Annotated in this window: 20 protein-coding genes and 2 pseudogenes; 11 read left to right on the forward strand and 11 right to left on the reverse strand. The window is 57.4% G+C overall.

Going from position 1 to position 19,319, the window contains the following annotated elements:
- The 3 genes and pseudogenes from AC6LJ2_RS02060 to AC6LJ2_RS02070 all read left to right on the forward strand — a co-directional run.
- A pseudogene (locus tag AC6LJ2_RS02060) lies at positions 1-512 on the forward strand (P-type conjugative transfer protein TrbL); the annotation flags it as partial.
- A gap of 66 nt (positions 513-578) precedes the next feature.
- A complete protein-coding gene (locus AC6LJ2_RS02065; protein ID WP_200012249.1) occupies positions 579-824 on the forward strand; it encodes a type I toxin-antitoxin system ptaRNA1 family toxin in 246 nt (81 codons plus the stop codon).
- Positions 825-836: 12 nt separating this feature from the next.
- The gene (locus AC6LJ2_RS02070) at positions 837-1,097 is read left to right on the forward strand and encodes a hypothetical protein (protein ID WP_034043842.1); all 261 of its coding nucleotides are present in this window, start codon (positions 837-839) and stop codon (positions 1,095-1,097) included.
- 86 nt (positions 1,098-1,183) lie between these two features.
- On the opposite strand, the gene AC6LJ2_RS02075 is transcribed toward AC6LJ2_RS02070, so the two are convergent.
- The 3 genes from AC6LJ2_RS02075 to AC6LJ2_RS02085 are packed head-to-tail and all read right to left on the reverse strand — an operon-like array spanning position 1,184 to position 2,075.
- Entirely contained in the window at positions 1,184-1,504 is a 321-nt protein-coding gene (locus AC6LJ2_RS02075) for a helix-turn-helix domain-containing protein (protein ID WP_052168512.1), read from the reverse strand.
- On the reverse strand, positions 1,501-1,827 hold the full coding sequence (locus AC6LJ2_RS02080; protein ID WP_200012244.1) for a type II toxin-antitoxin system RelE/ParE family toxin: 327 nt from the start codon (positions 1,825-1,827) through the stop codon (positions 1,501-1,503). Before AC6LJ2_RS02080 ends, AC6LJ2_RS02075 begins: the two co-directional genes overlap by 4 nt.
- Positions 1,824-2,075, reverse strand: coding sequence for a type II TA system antitoxin, ParD family (locus tag AC6LJ2_RS02085; RefSeq protein WP_034043847.1), 252 nt, complete (start codon positions 2,073-2,075; stop codon positions 1,824-1,826). The genes AC6LJ2_RS02080 and AC6LJ2_RS02085 overlap by 4 nt, the downstream gene beginning before the upstream one ends.
- 292 nt (positions 2,076-2,367) lie before the next feature.
- Between AC6LJ2_RS02085 and AC6LJ2_RS02090 the strand changes: the two genes are divergently transcribed.
- From AC6LJ2_RS02090 to AC6LJ2_RS02115, 6 genes and pseudogenes are all read left to right on the forward strand, one after another.
- Positions 2,368-3,102 (forward strand): recombinase family protein, encoded by a 735-nt coding sequence (locus AC6LJ2_RS02090; protein WP_233622050.1) that lies wholly within the window; start codon positions 2,368-2,370, stop codon positions 3,100-3,102.
- Between the two features lie 251 nt (positions 3,103-3,353).
- On the forward strand, positions 3,354-4,391 hold the full coding sequence (locus AC6LJ2_RS02095) for a PIN domain-containing protein (protein ID WP_034043849.1): 1,038 nt from the start codon (positions 3,354-3,356) through the stop codon (positions 4,389-4,391).
- 180 nt (positions 4,392-4,571) lie between these two features.
- Positions 4,572-4,919, forward strand: coding sequence for a hypothetical protein (locus tag AC6LJ2_RS02100; RefSeq protein WP_153576097.1), 348 nt, complete (start codon positions 4,572-4,574; stop codon positions 4,917-4,919).
- Positions 4,916-6,016, forward strand: a complete 1,101-nt coding sequence (locus tag AC6LJ2_RS02105) for a hypothetical protein (protein WP_153576098.1) — start codon at positions 4,916-4,918, stop codon at positions 6,014-6,016. Before AC6LJ2_RS02100 ends, AC6LJ2_RS02105 begins: the two co-directional genes overlap by 4 nt.
- Before the next feature lie 73 nt (positions 6,017-6,089).
- Positions 6,090-6,275: pseudogene (locus tag AC6LJ2_RS02110) on the forward strand (type IV secretory system conjugative DNA transfer family protein); the annotation flags it as partial.
- 453 nt (positions 6,276-6,728) lie between these two features.
- The gene (locus AC6LJ2_RS02115) at positions 6,729-6,938 is read left to right on the forward strand and encodes a hypothetical protein (RefSeq protein ID WP_034043854.1); all 210 of its coding nucleotides are present in this window, start codon (positions 6,729-6,731) and stop codon (positions 6,936-6,938) included.
- A gap of 326 nt (positions 6,939-7,264) precedes the next feature.
- Here AC6LJ2_RS02115 and AC6LJ2_RS02120 read toward each other — a convergent pair whose 3' ends face one another.
- The 6 genes from AC6LJ2_RS02120 to msuE form a co-directional block, all read right to left on the reverse strand.
- Entirely contained in the window at positions 7,265-8,212 is a 948-nt protein-coding gene (locus AC6LJ2_RS02120; RefSeq protein WP_445656715.1) for an HNH endonuclease, read from the reverse strand.
- A 221-nt stretch (positions 8,213-8,433) separates the two neighbouring features.
- On the reverse strand, positions 8,434-10,371 hold the full coding sequence (locus AC6LJ2_RS02125) for a UvrD-helicase domain-containing protein (protein ID WP_498150637.1): 1,938 nt from the start codon (positions 10,369-10,371) through the stop codon (positions 8,434-8,436).
- Positions 10,364-12,676, reverse strand: coding sequence for an ATP-dependent nuclease (locus AC6LJ2_RS02130; RefSeq protein ID WP_498150638.1), 2,313 nt, complete (start codon positions 12,674-12,676; stop codon positions 10,364-10,366). Before AC6LJ2_RS02130 ends, AC6LJ2_RS02125 begins: the two co-directional genes overlap by 8 nt.
- A 457-nt stretch (positions 12,677-13,133) precedes the next feature.
- Positions 13,134-14,162: a methionine synthase gene (locus AC6LJ2_RS02135; protein WP_498150639.1), complete on the reverse strand. Its 1,029-nt coding sequence runs from the start codon at positions 14,160-14,162 to the stop codon at positions 13,134-13,136.
- A gap of 29 nt (positions 14,163-14,191) precedes the next feature.
- Positions 14,192-15,175: a DUF1852 domain-containing protein gene (locus AC6LJ2_RS02140; RefSeq protein WP_498150640.1), complete on the reverse strand. Its 984-nt coding sequence runs from the start codon at positions 15,173-15,175 to the stop codon at positions 14,192-14,194.
- A 78-nt stretch (positions 15,176-15,253) separates the two neighbouring features.
- Positions 15,254-15,835: an FMN reductase gene (msuE, locus tag AC6LJ2_RS02145; protein ID WP_498150641.1), complete on the reverse strand. Its 582-nt coding sequence runs from the start codon at positions 15,833-15,835 to the stop codon at positions 15,254-15,256.
- Between the two features lie 142 nt (positions 15,836-15,977).
- On the opposite strand from msuE, the gene AC6LJ2_RS02150 reads away from it, so the two are divergent.
- Both AC6LJ2_RS02150 and AC6LJ2_RS02155 read left to right on the forward strand, forming a co-directional pair.
- The gene (locus AC6LJ2_RS02150; protein ID WP_175192163.1) at positions 15,978-16,901 is read left to right on the forward strand and encodes a LysR family transcriptional regulator; all 924 of its coding nucleotides are present in this window, start codon (positions 15,978-15,980) and stop codon (positions 16,899-16,901) included.
- A gap of 125 nt (positions 16,902-17,026) precedes the next feature.
- The gene (locus AC6LJ2_RS02155) at positions 17,027-17,914 is read left to right on the forward strand and encodes a methylenetetrahydrofolate reductase (RefSeq protein WP_498150642.1); all 888 of its coding nucleotides are present in this window, start codon (positions 17,027-17,029) and stop codon (positions 17,912-17,914) included.
- Positions 17,915-17,954: 40 nt separating this feature from the next.
- Here the strand turns inward: AC6LJ2_RS02155 and AC6LJ2_RS02160 are convergent, their stop codons facing one another.
- A complete protein-coding gene (locus tag AC6LJ2_RS02160) occupies positions 17,955-18,305 on the reverse strand; it encodes a nucleotide pyrophosphohydrolase (RefSeq protein WP_498150643.1) in 351 nt (116 codons plus the stop codon).
- A gap of 81 nt (positions 18,306-18,386) precedes the next feature.
- Positions 18,387-19,295, reverse strand: coding sequence for a LysR family transcriptional regulator (locus AC6LJ2_RS02165; RefSeq protein ID WP_498150644.1), 909 nt, complete (start codon positions 19,293-19,295; stop codon positions 18,387-18,389).
- Positions 19,296-19,319: the final 24 nt, after the last annotated feature.

The following is a 19,319-nucleotide window of genomic DNA, read 5'->3' on the forward strand; positions in this document are numbered from 1 at the left end:
CTCAAGCCCTCATGGCGGCCGCCTCGGCGGCCGCGCAAGCCGCCGATGGCGGAGGTATGCCGAGCATCAGCGGCAGCGGGGAATCTGGCGGTTCGGGTGGCGGCGGGAATACGGCGTCACCGTATGCTCAAGCCGCCGGCTTCAGTAATTCGGACAGCGGCTCCCCGATGGCGCAGGCGGCCGGCGATGGCGCATCGGGCGGCGGAAGCTCTGGCGGTAAGAGTGGAGGCGGTAGCTCCTCTGCTGGCAAGACAGCCGGCCAGATCGCGAAAGGGACCGTCGCCAACCTCGCCAAAGGCATCGGCTCGATGGCCTCGGCCAAAGCCGGCAGCATGGCCGACGCGGCCAAGAGCCGGATTGCGGAAACCGCCGGCGGCAAGCTCGCTGCGACGATCAAGGCGGCCAGCAGCTCGACCGCTGACAGCAGCCTTTCCAGCTCGAATGACAATGCGCCGGCAGACGCCGGCAATGATGAGGTCGCGGCGTTCGTAAACCGGCCGCAGGCGACCTAAAGCGCGTCGGCCGACGATGCAACGCCGGCCGACACTTCCACTATCCACCTGTGAGAGAGGTGAAAAATGGCAACTGTACATCCTAACGAATTTTCCCAAGTCGTTCAGCACGCGGCAGCGGAACTGAACGATATCGACTGGCTGGACCAGGCAACCGCCCGCGAGCTGGGGCCGCTGGCCGAAGCCACGGCCAACATGTTCATGGTGCTGTTCTACCAGGCCGAAACGGGCCTCGCGACACGCGATGACTTCCTGAAAGCCAGAACGCAGATTCAGAACGTTCTGAGCGCTCATCACGGCCGTTTTCAATAAATCGGAGGCTTTATGGATTTCCTGCTCCCGCACACGTTCTCTGACTTCTTCGTCATCTGGCCGGTACTGTTCCTGGTGTTCGTGCCTGGCTTCTATCTACTCGGCCGCCTGATTTGGGCATTTGGGTTCGACCCATTGACCAAAGCATTCTTTGCCAAGATGGAACACCTACAGCAGACCGTCATGCTCCGTACTGGGCAAAGGCTGATCGGAACCGCTGACAAGCTCTCAAAAGTGCGCGTCGGGCTATTCAACGGCCGCAAGCGCCGCTAATCTTCCCTTTAAGGTATCCCGACAACAAGGGCGGCCAGTGTGCCGCCCTTGTTATTTCGCCTTGTCTTCTCCACGTTTGTCCCAGCTCATCTCGCCGCGTCCCTGGCCTTGTTGAGCCAGCCGGCCACGTCATCGACCTGGTAGGCGCGGAACTGGCCGCGCAGCACTCGCGACAGCGCAGACGTTGACAGGCCCACCACGGCGGCCGCCTGTTCCCGCGACCACTGCCGTTCGTGGATGATCCGACCGAGCTGCGCAACGAGGTGCGATTTAGCCAGCATTGCGTCAGCATCCGGCAAGCCGATATCGACATAGACATTGCCGCTGCCTGAATGAATTTCGGTGTCAATCTCGGTATCTGCCAGCCCGGACATGGACAGAGCATCAACTACGTTTCGCGTTTTCATGCGCTCGAATCCTCCCTGTTGAGCCTGCCAGCCAATCGCGTCATGAGATCCATGCGTTCATGAAAAATCGCCACGACCAATGCGGGCGCTCGCTGGCGTGGCAGGCAAAAGACGTAGTGATGTTCACAGCGGGCCATCCGCAGCGCCGGGTAAATTTCGCTCATGTCCTTGAAGGGGCGGTGTCCGTCAGCGAGGGCGGCAATCCCCTGTTCCAACTTGGCGATATAGCGCCGTACCTGGGCCGCGCCCCATTCCTTGCGCGTGTAGCGGATGATGCCGCGTAGATCGGCTTCGGCATCGGTCGTTAGGACGTAGGCCGTCAAGCGCGGTCCCCGTCAAGTTCCTCATTGAGAATTTCTCCGACGCTCTTGGTGGACACCTTGCCGGCTAGCCCGTCGCTGACGCGCGTGCTCAGCAGGGTTTTCAGCTCCTGCCATGCCTGCTCGGCGTCCGCATCACCAGGAAACAGGCGTTCCAGGGCGTATTGCTTGATGGTCTTCCCCTGCAAGGCGGCCAGAGCCTTGAGGCTTTGGTGCTGCTGGTCCGTTATGTCGATGGTCAGGCGACTCATAAGATAAGCTCCGCAGATTACACAAACCCACATTAGCACATATGTGGGCGTGAAGCCACTGTCTGTCAGGGGCGCTGAAATTGTCTTGGCAGCTCATTAGGGCCGGGAAAATGCGCTAGGCGCATATAAACCCGCCTTTCGAAATTGAGCCTGGTGAGCTACCATGGGCGCATTAACCTATACCCAAAGGAGCCGAATGAATGAAATCGATTCCCCACGGTAGCCGGGACGCAGCACTGTCTGCCGCAAGGGCGCTGCTGCCAGCAGACATAAGCATAGAGGATGGTGACGTATGGGACGCAACATCATGAACGGCCACCCATCCCCTCGCGTGGCGCGGGTATATCTGCGCGTCAGCACTGACGCGCAGGACCTGGAACGCCAGGAAAGCATCATCGAGGCCGCGCGGGCGGCCGGCTACTACGTTGCCGGCGTCTACCGCGAGAAGGCATCAGGTGCCCGTCCTGATCGGCCTGAGCTGCTGCGCATGATCGCAGACCTACAGCCGGGCGAGGTGGTCATTGCGGAGAAAATCGACCGTATCAGCCGCTTGCCGCTCGCCGAGGCCGAGCGTCTGGTTGACGCGATTCGGGGCAAGGGCGCTCGCCTAGCCGTTCCCGGAGTGGTGGACCTGTCCGAGTTGGCCGCCGAGGCAACGGGCGTCGCCAAGGTCGTGCTGGAATCGATTCAGGACATGCTTTTGAAGCTCGCCCTACAGATGGCCCGCGATGACTACGAGGACCGCCGCGAGCGTCAGCGCCAGGGTATTGAGCTTGCGAAGGGGGCAGGCAAGTACCGGGGACGTCGTGCCGATCCAAAGCGCCGCGCCCAGGTAATCGCGTTGCGCCGCTCCGGCCACAGCATCACCAGGACGGCCGAGTTGGCCGGCTACAGCCCGGCTCAGGTCAAACGGATATGGGCTGAGGTCAGCCAGGCCGAGGCAGACCTCATGGGGGCCTTCCAAGAGGATGCATTGACCGAGGAGGATGCCTTGGCTGCGGGCTGCCAAGGGGACGCAAGATCATGACAGACGGCCGCGAACCGCGCGTGCAAAAACTGTCGCCGGGCGAGATCGAGAGGCTAAGGCAGGAGATGCGGCAATCCATGAGTGGGCAAGAACCGAATTGGCACACCGGCGCATTATGAAGCTCTGGCTTGCGAAGAATCGACGCCAAGGAACAGTGTCCATCTAAATCGTCATGGAATGACGCATACTTTATTGGTGCTATAGCAAATCGCCGAGGCGCTTGGGCAAATTGTAATGGGGAATGAACACGAATGGCTTTGAATTTGTTAATTGATACTTCGGTGTGGCTGGACCTTACAAAGGACCACCGCCAACTTCCACTGCTGGATGCGCTGTCCGCGATGACCGATGGAGGCGAGGTGGTTCTCATCATGCCTCAGATAGTCATCGAGGAATTTTCGCGAAATCGAGACCGAGTAATGGCTGCGAGCCGGGCCAGTCTTTCCAGTCACTTCAAGCGCGTTAGGGAGGCGATTATCCAATTCGCCCCTGAAGATGGGCGGGATTCCACACTGAAGCAGCTAAACGAAGTCGATCACCGGGTTGCAACTGGTGGAGAGGCTGTGAACGAGGCGGTGGACTTGATCGAAAAGTTGTTCGAGAAAACTACGCCTGTACCGGCCAGCGATAACATCAAGGTGCGCGCTGCGGATCGAGCTATTGCTAAGATTGCTCCGTTTCATCGGCAAATGAACGGGATTGGCGATGCCATCATTATCGAGACCTACATTGATGCGCTAGCCGAGCGTAAAGACGAGGACGTGTTCGCCTTCGTGACCCACAACATCCACGACTTCAGCCAAAAAGGGGCTGATACGCGTATCCCTCATTCCGATTTGGCTCCGCTCTTTGATGGTGTGAGATCGCGATACGAAACTAACCTTAGTGCGCTGCTCGGCGAGTTCGCGAGCGACCTGATCGAAGAGACCAGATTCGAGCGTGAATACAACCAAGATCCCAGACAGCTTTCTGAGCTTCTTGAGGCGGAGAGCAAGCTGACAACCCAGGTTTGGTACAACAGGAAATGGAACATCATTGATCGCGTCGAAAACGGTAAAGAAAAGTTGGTGCCTAAAGAGATTTGGGACCAAGCTTCCCCGGAAGAACGGCGAAACCTAATGGTAGATACGATTTGGGAAGGGATGCTCGCCGCAATGAAGAGGGCCGAAGAAGAGCTCGGCACTGAGGAGCTGGGGCCTTGGACCGACTTCGAGTGGGGGATGATCAATGGCAAGCTGTCTGCAATACGCTGGGTGCTCGGCGACGAGTGGGACATGCTCGACACATGAGTCCCGAGACAGTCATGCCTTTTAACCGGTAGGCGCAGCGGATGGACGATTTAACAGTAAAAAGTATTGCCAGCGCTCTTGGGCGTTTTGCTAACGCCATGAGGCTCTACGGCGAGGCCTTCATCAGATATCGAGACTTGGTCGCAATCGATCAAGGAAGCCGACAAGCGCATCCCGAAGATGCCCAGTCTAAATGATGGTATGGCTATATGTGTTATTGGCAATGCCCGGGTCGAGCAAACCGAGCACTGGGGCGGGCATCTGGCGGACAAGGCGATCGAAAATGCCGGCAGAAATTCTACGCCACCTTTCACTGCGCCCTTACATAAAGTAGTTCAGGCGTCGGCCCAGGCTATGATAAGCGTGAGGCCGGATTGTGCAAAAGAGATTATGGCGGCGCTGACGACCCAATATGCTGGAAAAAATCCGTTCCAGCTTTTACGAGCTAAACAATATCCTCCTCTTCCTGAAGAAACCATATCGGCTTTGAAGTCTGGAGCTGTTGAAGGAGCGACCAGAAAACCATGAAAACTAGGCTGCCTATCGAATTTACGAGAGCGTACGCGAGGCCGGACAGGACACTTGCCGTTGTCGCAACGAGAGACAATGCTGAGCCATTCGATCCCGATGGCCGGTTTTACCGGTATGATCGTGACGACTTGCCGCCGCAGGACTGGACGTATTCCGACTTCGGTTTCCATATTCAAAGCATGACGGTGTATCATAGCGTTGAGCATCCTACGGTAGATGGTTATTTCGTTCTGCTGTCGTCGGAAGGCGACGTTTACCACACCTACTGGAAGGAGAATTTTCAGGAGAAAATTCAGGGAGCCGGTAGTTGGAGTGAAGATTCGAAAGGTTATGGGCGTCTAACTCGTATTCGTGAGATCGGCCAGCATCTATATGCCTGCGGAGAAGGCGGGCAAATCTATGTGCGCCAGGGAAACAATGATTGGCGTCTGCTGACTGAGAAATTGCTGTTGAACCCGAATGCGCAGGAAGACGCAAAACCTGAAAAAGAGCCGGTATTTCTTTCTCCGGATTGGCAGGAATGGGTCACGCGATCGGCGCTTACTCCTGCTTCTCGCGACGTATTATTCTTTGATATGAATGGCTTGTCAGAGGACGCGATTTATCTGTGCGGGGAGGAGGGGCCAGGTTCGAAACCGGTCCTTTGTTTCTGGGATGGTTATGAGTTACACGAACTGGAAATCCCAGTTCCGGTAACGGCTTTGACCGGGATTTACATCGAAAATCACGATAGCGTCTGGCTATGCGGAAGAGAGGGCGTGCTCTTGCACGGGAGTTACGCACGCGGATTTTCACCCGTCGCATTGCGGCAGCAGCACAATCTCTTTCACATGATCACTTTGTATCGGGAAAAGCTTGTCCTGGCTGCGAGTGTTCGTCCCGGCGGTCTTTACGAGTATGATCCCAAAACCGGAAATTTTGGTAGATTCAATCCCCCTCTTCCGCGCTTGAGCAATCGCGCTGATCACGAATCCATCGACAATGGCCCGTTCTTTGCGCAGGCGAGCGGAAACGTGCTTTGGGTCGTCGCATCGAAAGATGTTTTCCGCTTCGATGGTGCAGCGTGGGAGCGGATAGAACATCCAGATCTCTGAGTTGCGGGCTTCGCGAGGCTTCGAGGGTTGTTTGTGCTGCTGCTGACGTGAGACGCAGCTTGATTATGACAGCGCCCGCCTCATCTCTGATTTGCTTGGACAGGAGACCGTCGTATTTCAGACTATGGCGAGAGCCCTCGATTCCGATAAGACCGGCATCTCCGACAGCCAACAGCATACCGGCCGGCCGCTACTCACCCCAGATGACGTGCGCAATCTGCCGGCGAAAGGACAATTGCTGTTCCTGGCCGGGCAATGACCAATATTTGCTGAAAAGCTTGCCTACTTTAGCGATCCGGAATTCAGGGGGATGTTCGACCCGGTCTAACGGGATGCATGTCAATCGGCGTCGTAACGGGACCCCTTATCGGCTCCCAAAAGGGACCCCTGCCTCTGGTTGCATCGGGTCAGCGCGCGTAGGCCCGGAGCTCTCCATTTAGCGCAGGGCCTGCGGGCGCGGGTTGTTTGTCTTTTCGGCTTTAGCTTTGAGAGCGGTTCGATCAAGAGGAGGCTATCCACAATCCCGACCGAGCATTCGAGCATAACCTTGAGGGATTTCATACCTTGTATGACGTGTCGCAGGGTTTATTCGACTTTCATGGCTGTCCTGATAGCAGTTTACTAATTGCTCTACGCAATGCCCTCCATCATGTCTATCATCGGGGTAAGTCTGGTGTAGACACCATGATGGTGGCAAGGAGAATGGCATCAAATGAAAGACTTCCCTTGCTCTCTCACGCCAGCGGAGATCGAGGCGCTACGCCAAGACATGGGCCGGTCCATCGAATGGGCACAAGCCGAACTGAAACGCCGGCGAGTCGTGGAGCTATCCCGAGACGAGTTGGCCGAGCTGCGCCGAGACATGGCGGAGTCATCCGCATGGATGCGCGCCGAACTGGCCGCGCGAAAATCGAAGAAGTAGAAGCGTGGTATTTTTCATGGCATTGGGTTGCGTGGCACATCATAAACCGCGCTACACGGGGATATGAATCTCCTATTGATGATAGAGTGGGAATAAAGCTGCGGTGGTTTCGCGGTGAATGAAAAAAGGCGCCTAGGCGCCTTTTTTCATGGGATGTTCCTGAGACTACTGAGTCCGCTGGTTACAGGGGTAGCTACTTCAAATCATGCTGGAGTTTCCACGCGAAGACGGAGGTCCTGAACGTGTAACAGTTACGCTTGAGTTCATGCCCGCAGATAAGGTCTTGCGTGTTGTCACGATGATCTAGAACTGGCAGGTGCTATGGCTCAAGTTTGGCCTCCTCGACCACTACCAGATTTACGGGCCGCTTGAGCGGTGATCGCGGCTCTCATTTCGGCAACTGAATATGGAGGGTCTCTTCTATGTACGACGTGATGACACGTGGCGCAGAGGGGGATCAAGTCTCGTATGGGGTCCACCTGATAAGCCTCGCCAATGGCCGACAATGGAGTGACGTGATGGACATGGATAAGATCGGCGCCAATTGTCCCATACTTGTCTTCATAGTTCAGGCCGCATGCTAGGCAGGTCGGTCCGTAGTACGCGATGCAGAGCTTCCGTGCCGTAGCGTTGCGCTCGTAGAGCGTCAATTCGACCGTCGTCGAGGCTCCTTCGGAGAGCGTTGATTCTGATGCAGCGCCGCTGATTGCTGGTGCAGACACGAGAGAGGGAGGCAAGACTCCTAGGACAAACTCGCCGCCTACGCCCGTGGCATTGGCTTCCCAAACGCCCCATTCGCCGATGGTCAAGCTCGACTTTGGCGGGTTCTTGTGAAGGCGCGAAGCCATTAGGCCGGTTCCGGGATCGCGCCACATTTCTTGCAGATCTGTGTTTCGCTCGTGAAGGTACCAAGCGGGCCACTCGCCTAATTGCCCCCTCCATGATTGACCCCTGGCATAGCTTCTGTGTACAAGCGCAAGAACCTCTTCCGCCGGAGGAACAGCAATAGAAATATTGAACGGCGGCGATGATTGGTCGGAGGGAGGGATGAAGTAAGCGTAGTTTTTTGTTTTCTTTACGAGCGTCCAGCCTCTTCTAGGGAGAATAACGCTGAGCGTCAACACCGCACCAAACCGATACGTAGTTGGGCCATACTTCTTTGGCGCCCTGCCACTCGGCACTAGTTCAATAGTCTGGATTGGCCAACCTGGAGGGGTATGACTTTTTGCAGCAAGTTCATCAAGCTCAAACTCTTTTGAATCATTCGAATTCATCTTTTTACCTCAGAGGCTGGCGAGCGTCCCGGCGATTCTCTATTTCAAGAGGACTCCAGCAGCGCACTTGGCCGAACCACGCCAAGGCCTTAGGTGGGCATGACCTAAGCCAGCAGACTGCTGGTCGAGTTTGGTCTGCGCTTCCGCACAAAGAACCTGCCCGCGCCGCATGGTGCAGTTGGCCACCAACCTACTAGCGGCGGAGATCCTGCGTGAACGAATCATCCTGCATCAAAGACGGCTTGAGTATGAATGGAATCGGGTTCAAAAAGACCGAGTTGGCGAACATGTCCCTCAGCGTGATCGGGATCGGTTGTGAAAAGCACTACTGCCAAATCTTTTAGAGCTCTCGTGCAACTCACATAGAAAAGGCGGCGTGTTCGATCCATGGTCGTTTCTTCGCCCGCCTCGATGTGTTTTCGGTCTGTATCCGAAGGCGCTTTGAGACCCAGGTACTTCTCGTAGGAAAACTGGAAATGGGTGCTTTCTGCATCGTCCAGCACGACTAGCACTCTGTCGAATTCTGCTCCTTTGATGCCTTGCTGAGTCCAAAAAGGGGAGCGCTCCGAGATGTAGGTCTGATACGGCAGAAGCTGTGTGGCAGGACATGCCAAAAAAGCATCCATAGAAGCGATTTCCTTGTCGGAGTCATCTTCTTCTTGGTCGTCGTCATCGCCCGCCTCCTCGACTGGCGGGACAGGTGGGGGCGCATTAGGGTCCAAGTACGCTGCCAGTCGGTGGTCTAGGATTAGTAGTCCTGCGGCATAGACCTTCTTCAATACTTCGCCGATCGTGGCATTGGAGTTTCCCGCTATGGCATCTGCGATTGAGGCTATAAGCTCACTGAGCACCTTGAGTCGCTCTGCGACGTTCGCTCCAAGTAAATTGTCCTTTTCGAGAAGCGGTGAGTACTCCCGGATTAGCCGCATCACTTCAAGTTGCCGGCTTTGATTGTGGGCTACGGCCACTGGAATCAAAAATTTAACGAACGGCGAAAGAGGCCACGCAGATCCATCCAGAAAACCATCCTTGAATGCTGTCGGCGCCTTGGAGTTTAGTGCCGTATAAAGCTCTCCGAACCCTAAACGCCTCGCGGCCATCTGGTGAACAATGACGAGAAGTTTGACCTGATCATGCTCATTTCGCCATTCGTTGTCATCGGTTCGCGCCGCCATCCAGTCTCGTACGCGTACCAAGTTCGCGTCCCGCGTATCGTCCGCCGGCAAGATGAAAAGATGGGCTGAACCTTCAGGGGTTGGCACGATGCCTTCGGATCCGAGGCGTTCGCCGGGAACCTGAATGAGGTCATCACCACCGCGCCGTATGGCGTTGGCGAGATTCAACACTTTGGTGGAACACCGAAAGTTCTCTGGCTTGGGAATGTCAGCCCAATTCGGCGATGCTTCGACCAGGCCACTTCCCGTGGCATAAATTCGTTGCATCGGGTCGCCGAAGAAGCCGAGGCAAAGTGACACGCCTGGTTCGCGTTCGACAATCTTCAATGGGTCGATGACTTCTGCAGTCGTGTCCTGACTCTCGTCTACAAATACGAAGGGAAACTGGCGCGCGAGAAGGGTTCGAAACAGAGGGCGCTCAGCGATGAGGTAGGGTACAAGCTTCAAAATATCGTCGTGTCCCAAGATTCCCTTGACGTAGTCGCTACCTGTTCCATACCGAAAACCTTTGACCGCTGCGATGCGACCAGACTGTCTGCGGAGACGTTCCATGTCGCGGGCGTCTTTATCTTTCGTACGCTGTTGAACTCTGGGGCCGTAAGTGGCCTGCTTCTGTTCAAGCGCCTCGATTTTCTCCGTGATGCGCGTGGACACCCAAGCGCGAATGTCCTTTTGAAACGGTTTGGCTAGCAGCCACATGAAACTGTGGATAGTCGAAACATGAACCATCGGATCACTGCCGACGTCCCTCCATATTTCTCCGGCCGCGATCTCCGTGTAAGTAATGCAAGCAATGCGCTGACGGGACTTCTTCAGTCTTTCGCCGTGTATGCGAATGGCCGACGACAGCCCCTTAATGAGAGAGGTGGTTTTTCCAGAGCCGGCACCAGCCTTCATTATGAAGCTGCGCGGTGGAGCCTCTCTAAGACAGTTGCGAAGATCTAGGTCCGCTTGGGTATCTGGCTTATTCGCCCGGCTACTCATGCTCTTCTCCTAGGGCGGCGGCTTCGGCATTCAGAACAATATCGGGCAATACATTCTCCACTTCGATGCGAACCTCGTCCCTTAACCAAACGAGTCCATCACGAATGTATGCAGGGACGTGCCACGTATCTTCGTTCTCGGTTAATAGAGCCAGTGCGAACTTAGTCTTGTCGAAGCTCTTGCCTGAAACCTTCTTATTAAGGCCTCTGGCAAGCTCATAAGGATTGGCGGCCCCCCCTTTCACAATCAGGCCAAGAGACTTCCTCGCTGCTGCTTGTGACCACTCAGCATTTTCGAGGCCGAAGTCCTCTTCGAGCGTGCGCCCGCAAAGACTTTCGGTGGAGCCGTTCCAAGTGATAGCACGTTCGGTTTGATAGGCAACGCGAACCTTTGCACCATCTTCAAGCTCATGAGTTTTGTCGGCATCGGAAGAGTTGCGCAATTCTTCGATTGTTAGCTTGCCAGGAAGCCATTTTATGAGGGTCTGGTTCGAGGTAGCGGCCCCAGCTTCACTTGGCAAGCAAGCCTTGCCGTACTTCTTCTTGGGCAGGGCTGCCTCTTGCGCGCCGATAGAATTTTGCCCATCGACCACAGCCTGCGCAGCGATGTCTGCCTCTGCATCAGCAGGAACCTCGAATTCCTCGGCTTCCTCGTCGTCTTCGTCCGCCTCGGCCCCGGGTATCACGAGCGCTACGCTGTCAATATCAGTGACGATTAGCGTAGTTAAACCAAGAAACTCTATGAGCGACTGGAAGCGATGACCAAAGGCTCCGCCGACCTCCAAAATACATAGGCAAGCTGAGCGAAGAGTTTTCGCCGTTTTCTGAATCATTATGGGCAATAGCAACCTTTCAACATTGCCTTCAACAAGAATTGCGGCATCTGAGAAGAAAAGGTCACAGTGAGTCAGCTTCAAATATCGTTCGAGAAAGTCTCGGTCATCTGGCTGAGCTTGGTAGAAGGCAGATAGATTTATGACCTCAGTCATCTGTTCGCCGCCAACCTTCTTTCTACGGAAATAGCGGATTGGCTTGAACCCTCGCTCATAAAGAATGTGTGGCGAGTGGGTGGTTATAACCATTTGACTTCCGAATATGCTTTCATCGTCGCCTTCTATGTTCAGAAGTTCAAGCACATTTCGGATAAAGACTTGCTGAAGCTGGGCGTGCAAGTGAGCCTCTGGTTCCTCGACGAAAATCAGGTGCAATGGAGGGCGACTGTCCATAGCCATCCATCTTGCTTGGGCGTCCAGAATCTCTACTACCATGTAGATCAGATTCTTGAAGCCGAGCCCGTTGTAACTATCAGGGAGTGTGGCAACATCTTCGCCATCTCCAATCTGATAGTGGACGCGCGCGTCTTGACTCATCACGTGGGCAGGGTCTAGCGCTGACATAATTTTCAATCGCGGGTTATTGATGCCCGGATACCCCAGCTTTGCTAGCCGATCGAGCATCGGCTTGAATACCCCATCCAAGTGAATGTTAAGTGCCTGCTCAGAGTCGAACAAAGCCTTGAGCGCTGTGTGATCGTCCTGCCTTTGATTAAGATTGCGTTTGTAGAAGCGGCTCAGACGCTTCGATAGGTCTTCTGATCTTCCGCCTGCTTCTGGATTTGGGTCGGCCAAATGCCGTTGAGCTCCCAGGCTATCAATATGGATGAGCGCTTTTAGGATTGTGCCCCCGCCTGGTTCGCCACCTAATTCTTCGGGACGATAGTCCTCAATTTCGTGAAAATTCTCATCGAAATGCGTTCGATCTAAAATGAAATAACGCAGCTCATATTCGCTTTTAAGTTCACGCTGAAGATAGTCAGTCATGGAGCGAGGCCAAGGTGTGTACTGTGACCCCGGCAGCAGTTCTGCGACTTGCTCAGCGGCTTTAGCTTTGGCTTCTTGGTAGTTTTGGATCAGAGTCGTGGGGTTTTTTGCACTAAGCGAAACCCGAATTCCAACCTTCGTTCCTGCCCACGCTGTGCTGGGAAGCAAGGGAATCACTAGGTATAGGTCTGGTGCGGCTACTTCGAACCAGAGATCCAGTTCTATGCTTGGCAGTGAAAAACCATCGGCAACTGGCTCAGCTAAGTTGATCTCTCCAGCCTGATCGAAAACTCTCCAGCATGAAGAGCTGAAATCATAAAGACTGAAGCGGTCCCTTCCACCCGTGACAAACGCTTGGATAGCCTGAGTTGCCGACGTCTTTCCGCTGTTGTTCGATCCTACAAATATCGAGATGTCATCAGCTAGCTCTATATGAGCGTCCTTCAAACGTCGAAAATTCTTGAGGCGATATGAGTGAAGATGCACGAATCCCTCCGATGCTTTAACGATCTCTAGGAGGCTGTATTCGCTAATTTGTGAGGAAGCATTTTTGCCTTACCGGATGCATCATCTCGCGGTAGCCGAAAACAGCGTTACGTAAATAAATGGTAAACGAAACACGTCGTTACGTCTCCGCTTCGCGGATCGCGCTGCTCCAGGTGGAGTTGCCGGAGTCGTCGCCCCCCAAGTTCTTCCATCTTCCGCACCAGACAAAGCGCTTTTCGGGTGACGGTAAATACGACGGTAGCGGCCCATGTCGCTCATCGCAAATCCCTTTGTCCACGCGGGCTTGCGAGACCTATTGATGATCGAGTGGAAAAAAACCGCAGTAGTTTCGCGGTAAATGAAAAAAGGCGCCTCGGCGCCTTTTTTCATTGGGAATGGGTTTGGAGAACAACCTACCGCTTCAATCCCTCCACCCCCATCCCGCTTCAATGGGCTATCAGCCCTGCAGTTCCTTCCTCACAATCTCCGCGCCTTCGCTCAGCGCCAGCAGCTTGCCCTTCGCAATCGCCCGCGACAGCGGCGCCATGCCGCAGTTCGTGCACGGATACAGCTTGTCTGCATCCACGAACTTCAGCGCCTTGCGCAGCGTGTTGGCCACTTCTTCCGGCGTCTCAACCTTGTCGCTGGCCACGTCGATGGCGCCGACCATGACCTTCTTGCCGCGGATCAGTTCGAGCAGGTCGATCGGCACGTGCGAGTTGTGGCATTCCAGCGAGATGATGTCGATGTTGGATTGCTGCAGCTTGGGGAACGATTCCTCGTACTGGCGCCATTCCGAACCCAGGGTCTTCTTCCAGTCGGTGTTGGCCTTGATGCCGTAGCCGTAGCAGATGTGCACGGCGGTTTCGCATTTCAGGCCTTCGATGGCGCGTTCCAGGGTGGCGATGCCCCAGTCATTCACTTCGTCGAAGAAGACGTTGAAGGCCGGCTCGTCGAACTGGATGATGTCGACGCCGGCGGCTTCCAGTTCGCGGGCTTCCTGGTTCAGGATCTTGGCGAATTCCCAGGCCAGCTTTTCGCGGCTCTTGTAGTGGCCGTCGTACAGCGTGTCGATCATCGTCATGGGGCCGGGCAGGGCCCACTTGATGGGCTGCTTGGTCTGCTGGCGCAGGAACCTGGCGTCTTCGACGAACACCGGCTTCTGGCGGCTGACGTCGCCCACGACGGTGGGTACGCTGGCGTCGTAGCGGTCACGAATGCGGACGGTTTCGCGCTTTTCGAAATCGACGCCGCTGAGGTGTTCGATGAACGTGGTGACGAAGTGCTGACGGGTTTGCTCGCCGTCGCTGACGATGTCGATGCCGGCGTGTTGCTGTTCTTGCAGGGCCAGGCGCAGGGCGTCTTGCTTGCCCTCGACCAGTTCTTCGTCTTGCAGCTTCCAGGGCGACCAGAGCTTTTCAGGCTGGGCCAGCCAGGAGGGCTTGGGCAGGCTGCCGGCGGTGGAAGTGGGCAGGAGTTTTTTCATGGTCTGAGTTTCTTGTGTGTTTCGAGTGATTAGAGGGCGGTGTTGGCGGCCCAGCTTTCGAGCGTCTTGGCGTACGGCTTGATGAAGTGTTCTTCCGTGAACTTGCCTTGCTTGACCGCCAGCTGGCTGCGTTCTTCGCGGTCGTAGACGATCTGCGTCAACGAGTAGTCCTGGTTCTTCAGGCTCGGCTGATAGAACTTGCCGGCCGCGGAATTGGCGTTGTAGATCTCGGGGCGATAGATCTTCTGGAACGTTTCCATCGTGCTGATGATGCTGATCAGCTCAAGCGTGGTGTAGTGGCCCAGCAGATCGCCCTGGAAGTAGAAGGCCAGCGGCGCGGCGCTGCCCGGGGGCATGAAGTAGCGGACCTGCAAGCCCATTTTTTCGAAGTACTGGTCGGTCGACGAGAATTCGTTCTGCTGATATTCGACGCCCAGGATGGGGTGCTGGTTTTCGGTGCGTACATAGGTCTTGCTGCTGGAGGCGCTGATACAGATGACGGGCGGCTTGCTGAAATTTGCCTTGTAGGTGCTGGAATTGACGAAGTGCTTGAACAGCTTGCCGTGCAGTTCGCCGAAATTTTCCGGGGTGCTGAAGGTGGGTTTGTTGTTGTTGTGCTCGGGCAGCAGCACGCTGAAGTCGTAGTCGCGCACGTACGACGAGAAGTTGTTGCCGACGATGCCTCCGATGCGTTCGTTGTTCTTCTTGTCGACGATGTTGGTCTTCAGGATCTCGATCAGCGGAAAGGCCGCATTGCCGCCTTCGGCGCCGATGTTCATTTCAACCGAGATGATCTCGAGTTCGACCGAGTAGCGGTCGCCATTGGGGTTGTCCCAATGCGCCAGGTTATTGAAGCGCTTGTCGATCATCTTCAGGGTGTTGCGCAGATTCTCCTGGCGACTTGCTCCCCGGGCCAGATTGGCGAAGTTGGTCGTGATGCGCGTACTGTCAGACGGCTGATAATTTTCATCAAAATTGATGCTTTTGATGCTGAAGGTGAACGCGTTGCTCATTTTGATTGGGTGTGCCAGTTTTTCTAAAAAAGTCTGCGGGGCGATAACGCCGGTGTCGGTGGTTTGATGGACCGTGTTTCAGGCCGCGACCGCTTCTGGGGCGGTGGCCGCGCGGGGATCGCGCGTCAGTTCAATGAAGGGCAATGCCCGCTCGACGGCCAGTCGGGTCCGCTCGATCAGGGCCGGGTCCTGCAGGCGGTAGTCGACGAAATCCTTGTCGGTGGCGTAGACGCCCAGGGGCAGGGTGCGTGCCTGGAAGAAGCTGAACAGCGGCCGCAGTTGATGGTCGATCATCAGGGCGTGGCGTTCGCTGCCGCCGGTGGCCGCCAGCAAGACGGGCGTGTCGACCAGGGCGTCCTGGTCGATGAAGTCGAAGAAATGCTTGAACAGACCCGTGTAAGAGCCGCGGTAGACGGGGGTGGTCACCACCAGAATGTCCGCTTGCTCGACGACGCTCAGTTCCCGCTCGACCGTGTCGGGCAATTGCGAGCGCCAGACCGCGCCCGCCAGTTGGGGGGCAAGCTGACCCAGTTCGACCAGATGCTGTTCGCAGGGGAATTCGTCAGCGATCAGGTCCAGCAGGTGCTCGGCCAGGGCCGCGGACTTGGAGGGGCGTTGCAGTCCGCCGGAAACTGCGACGAGACGGAGGGGGCGTGTCATTTTTGCTTCACTTGAAGGGATCTACGCGGCGCCGCATCTGCTTTGTGCAGGTGCAGCAACAAGCCGGAAGCGCATGCTAGAGGAGGGGGGTGATGAAGTAAAATGGTTTTATTTCACGAATCCATGAGCAGGAATCATCTGAATGCTTGAGCGCATCCACCTCAGCATCGTCCAGCAGGTCGAAAAGCAGGGGTCGTTGACGGCCGCGGCCGGCGTGCTGAACCTGACCCAGTCGGCCCTGAGCCACAGCATGAAGAAGCTGGAACAGCAGCTGGGCACCGACGTCTGGCTGCGCGAAGGTCGCAGCCTGCGCCTGACGCAGGCCGGCCAATACCTGCTGGCGGTGGCCAACCGGGTGCTGCCGCAGCTGGACCTGGCCGAAGAGCGCCTGGGCCAATTCGCGCAGGGCGAGCGCGGCGCGCTGCGCATCGGCATGGAATGCCACCCGTGCTACCAGTGGCTGCTCAAGGTGGTGTCCCCCTACCTGGCGGCCTGGCCGGACGTGGATGTGGACGTCAAGCAGAAGTTCCAGTTTGGCGGGATCGGGGCGCTGTTCGGCTACGAGATTGACCTGCTGGTTACGCCCGACCCGCTCTTCAAGCCCGGCCTGAAGTTCGAGCCGGTGTTCGACTACGAGCAGGTGCTGGTGGTGGCCAAGGGCCACCCCCTGGCGGGCGCGGCCTATGTGAAGCCCCAGCAGCTGACCCAGGAAGTGCTGATCAGCTACCCCGTGGACATCGAGCGCCTGGACATCTACAACCAGTTTCTGTTGCCGGCGGGGGTCACGCCCAGGCGCCACAAGGCCATCGAGACCACCGACATCATGGTGCAGATGGTGGCCAGCGGTCGCGGCGTGGCCGCGTTGCCCCGTTGGTTGGTCGAGGAATACGCGGCCAGGATGGACGTGGTGCCCGTGCGGCTGGGCGTGCGCGGCATCGCCAAGCAGATCTTCCTGGGCGCGCGCGAGGCCGATACGGCCATCGACTACGTGCGGGCCTTCATCGAACTGGCCCGCCATCCCGCCGCCGTGCCCGTTGCCGCCATAGCGCCGGAAGCCATTGCCTGAACCCTATCGCTGAACGCAGACCGTCCGCTGAGCCGACTGGCAAATCCATTTGTCGAGCCCGTTCGTCGAGCCCGCTTTTCGAACCATCTTTCGAGCCGTTCTGCGGGCCTTTCACTGATTCCCTGATGCATCCCAGTACGCCCAAGTCCCTTCGCCACATCACCGACGGCTATTCGTTGGAAGTCAGCACGAAGGACATTGCCGCGCTGACCGCCGCGGCGCCCCGGATATTGCCCGGGTCGACCATTTCCATTCCCTACCTGCCCGGGCAGGACGACCAGGCGCGACTGGCTGCTGCGCGGGCCGTGCGCGGGCTGGGTTTCGAGCCCATGCCGCATTTGTCTGCACGCCGGATCGCGTCGCTTGCCGAGCTGGATGCGTTCGTCACGCGCGCGGTGGCTGAAGCTGGAGTCGAGCGCTGCTTCGTGATCGCAGGCGACCCGTCGACCCCGGTCGGGCCGTTTGCCGACAGTGCGTCGTTGATCGAAACCGGCGTTTTCGAACGCGCGGGCATCCGGGTCGTTGGCGTGGGCGGGCATCCGGAAGGGCATCCGGTCATGAGCGCGTCCGATCGGTGGGAGGTGCTGGAACGCAAGTGCCAGATGATTACCCGCGGCGGCATGGCGCCCTTGATCATCACGCAGTTCGGATTTGATGCCGACGTGGCGCTGGCGTGGCTGCAAACGCTGCGCGAGCGGGGCATTGACCATCCCGTGCGAGTGGGCGTGCCGGGGCCCGCGGGTATTGCGGTGCTGGCGCGCTATGCCGCGCTGTGCGGCGTCAGCGCCTGCGCGTCAATGTGGTCCAAGTACGGTATCTCGCTGGGCAAGCTGTTCGGCACGGCGGGGCCGGATGTGTTCGTGGATCGCCTGACCGCCGGGCTGACGGACGCCCATGGATCGGTGAGCCTGCATTTCTTTCCGTTCGGAGGGATTGCGCAGTCGGTGAAATGGATCGAGCAGTATCGGGCGCGGACTCCGGCGCTGGATCGCGCCAGTCCGGCGGTGTCTTGATGCTAGGCGTGGCGGGGCGCCGTGATCCTGCCAGGCGCCGTCAAAGCTGATCGTATTTCGTGCTGCGGCCCTTGGCGCGGTCAGCGGGGTATTTCTGCGCGTTGACCAGAATCTTGGCCTGCGCGGCTTGCACGGGATCGATGCCCAGCACGTTGCTCAGCTGAACAAGATAAAGCAGCACGTCGGCGATCTCGCTGCCGACTTCCGCGAGTTTTTCAGGCGAGAGCGACCGGCTTTGCGCTTCGGTCATCCACTGGAAGTGTTCGAGCAATTCGCCCGCTTCCACGATCAGGGCAGACGCCAGGTTCTTGGGGGAATGGAATTGCTCCCAATCGCGATCCTGGGCGAATTCACGTTGTTGTTGGCTAAGGTGTTGCAGCGTATCGGTCATGAATGAATTCTCGGCGGCGTAATACGGTGGGCGGATGGATGGTTTTATCAGAGGCGGCGTAAGCACGTAAACGGATGCCCCTCACACAGCCTCCCGCAACATCTCAATCAACGCCCGCAACGCACCCGACACATGCCGGTGCCCCGAGTAATACAGACACAGCCCCGGATACGCCGGGCACCAATCTTCCAGTACCCGTTCCAGCCTGCCGTCCTCCAGCGCCTGCACCGCAAGATGGTCCGGCACGAAGGCAATGCCGATGCCATCCACTGCCGCGTCCACCATCAGCGGCTGGTCCGTCAGCGTCAGCGGCCCGTTCACGTTGATGCTTTCTTGCACCCCATGCCGCGCGAACTCCCAGCGGTACAGGCCCCCGCTGTCAAAGCGAAACCGGATGCAGTCGTGCTGATGCAGATCCTGCGGCACCGTGGGCCGGCCTCGCGCCGCGAAGTAGGTCGGGGATGCGACGGCCGCGAAGCGCACCGGGCCGCCGACTCGCACCGAGATCATGTCCTGCGGCACGGCCTCGGCCAGCCGGATACCGGCGTCGAAGCCTTCGCCCACCACGTCGCTCAGCCTGCCGTCGCACACGATATCCAGATGCACCTGCGGATACGTGCGCAGGAAACGCGCCAGCAGCGGGCGCAGGACCAGCCGCACCGCGCCTTCGCTGGCGTTGATGCGCACCGTGCCGCTGGGCGTCTCGCGCAGGTCGTCGATTTCCAGCAGGGCGTGGCTGAGCGACGCCAAGGTGGGACGCAGCCTCGCCGCCAGCCGCTCGCCGGCATCGGTCAAGGACATGCTGCGCGTGGTGCGGTTGAGCAGCCGCACGCCCAGGCGCTGTTCCAGGGTCTTGATGGAATGGCTGACTGCCGACGCCGTGATGTCGAATTCCTTGGCTGCGGCGCGAAAGCTGCGGTGCACGGCGACGGCCAGGAATACGTTCAGGGCCAGCAGGTCGCAGCCTTTGAATTGGTGAATAGGATTCATCAGGTCAGCAAGCATTGATGTGAT

It is taken from the genome of Achromobacter sp. 1014246743 (assembly GCF_059760725.1).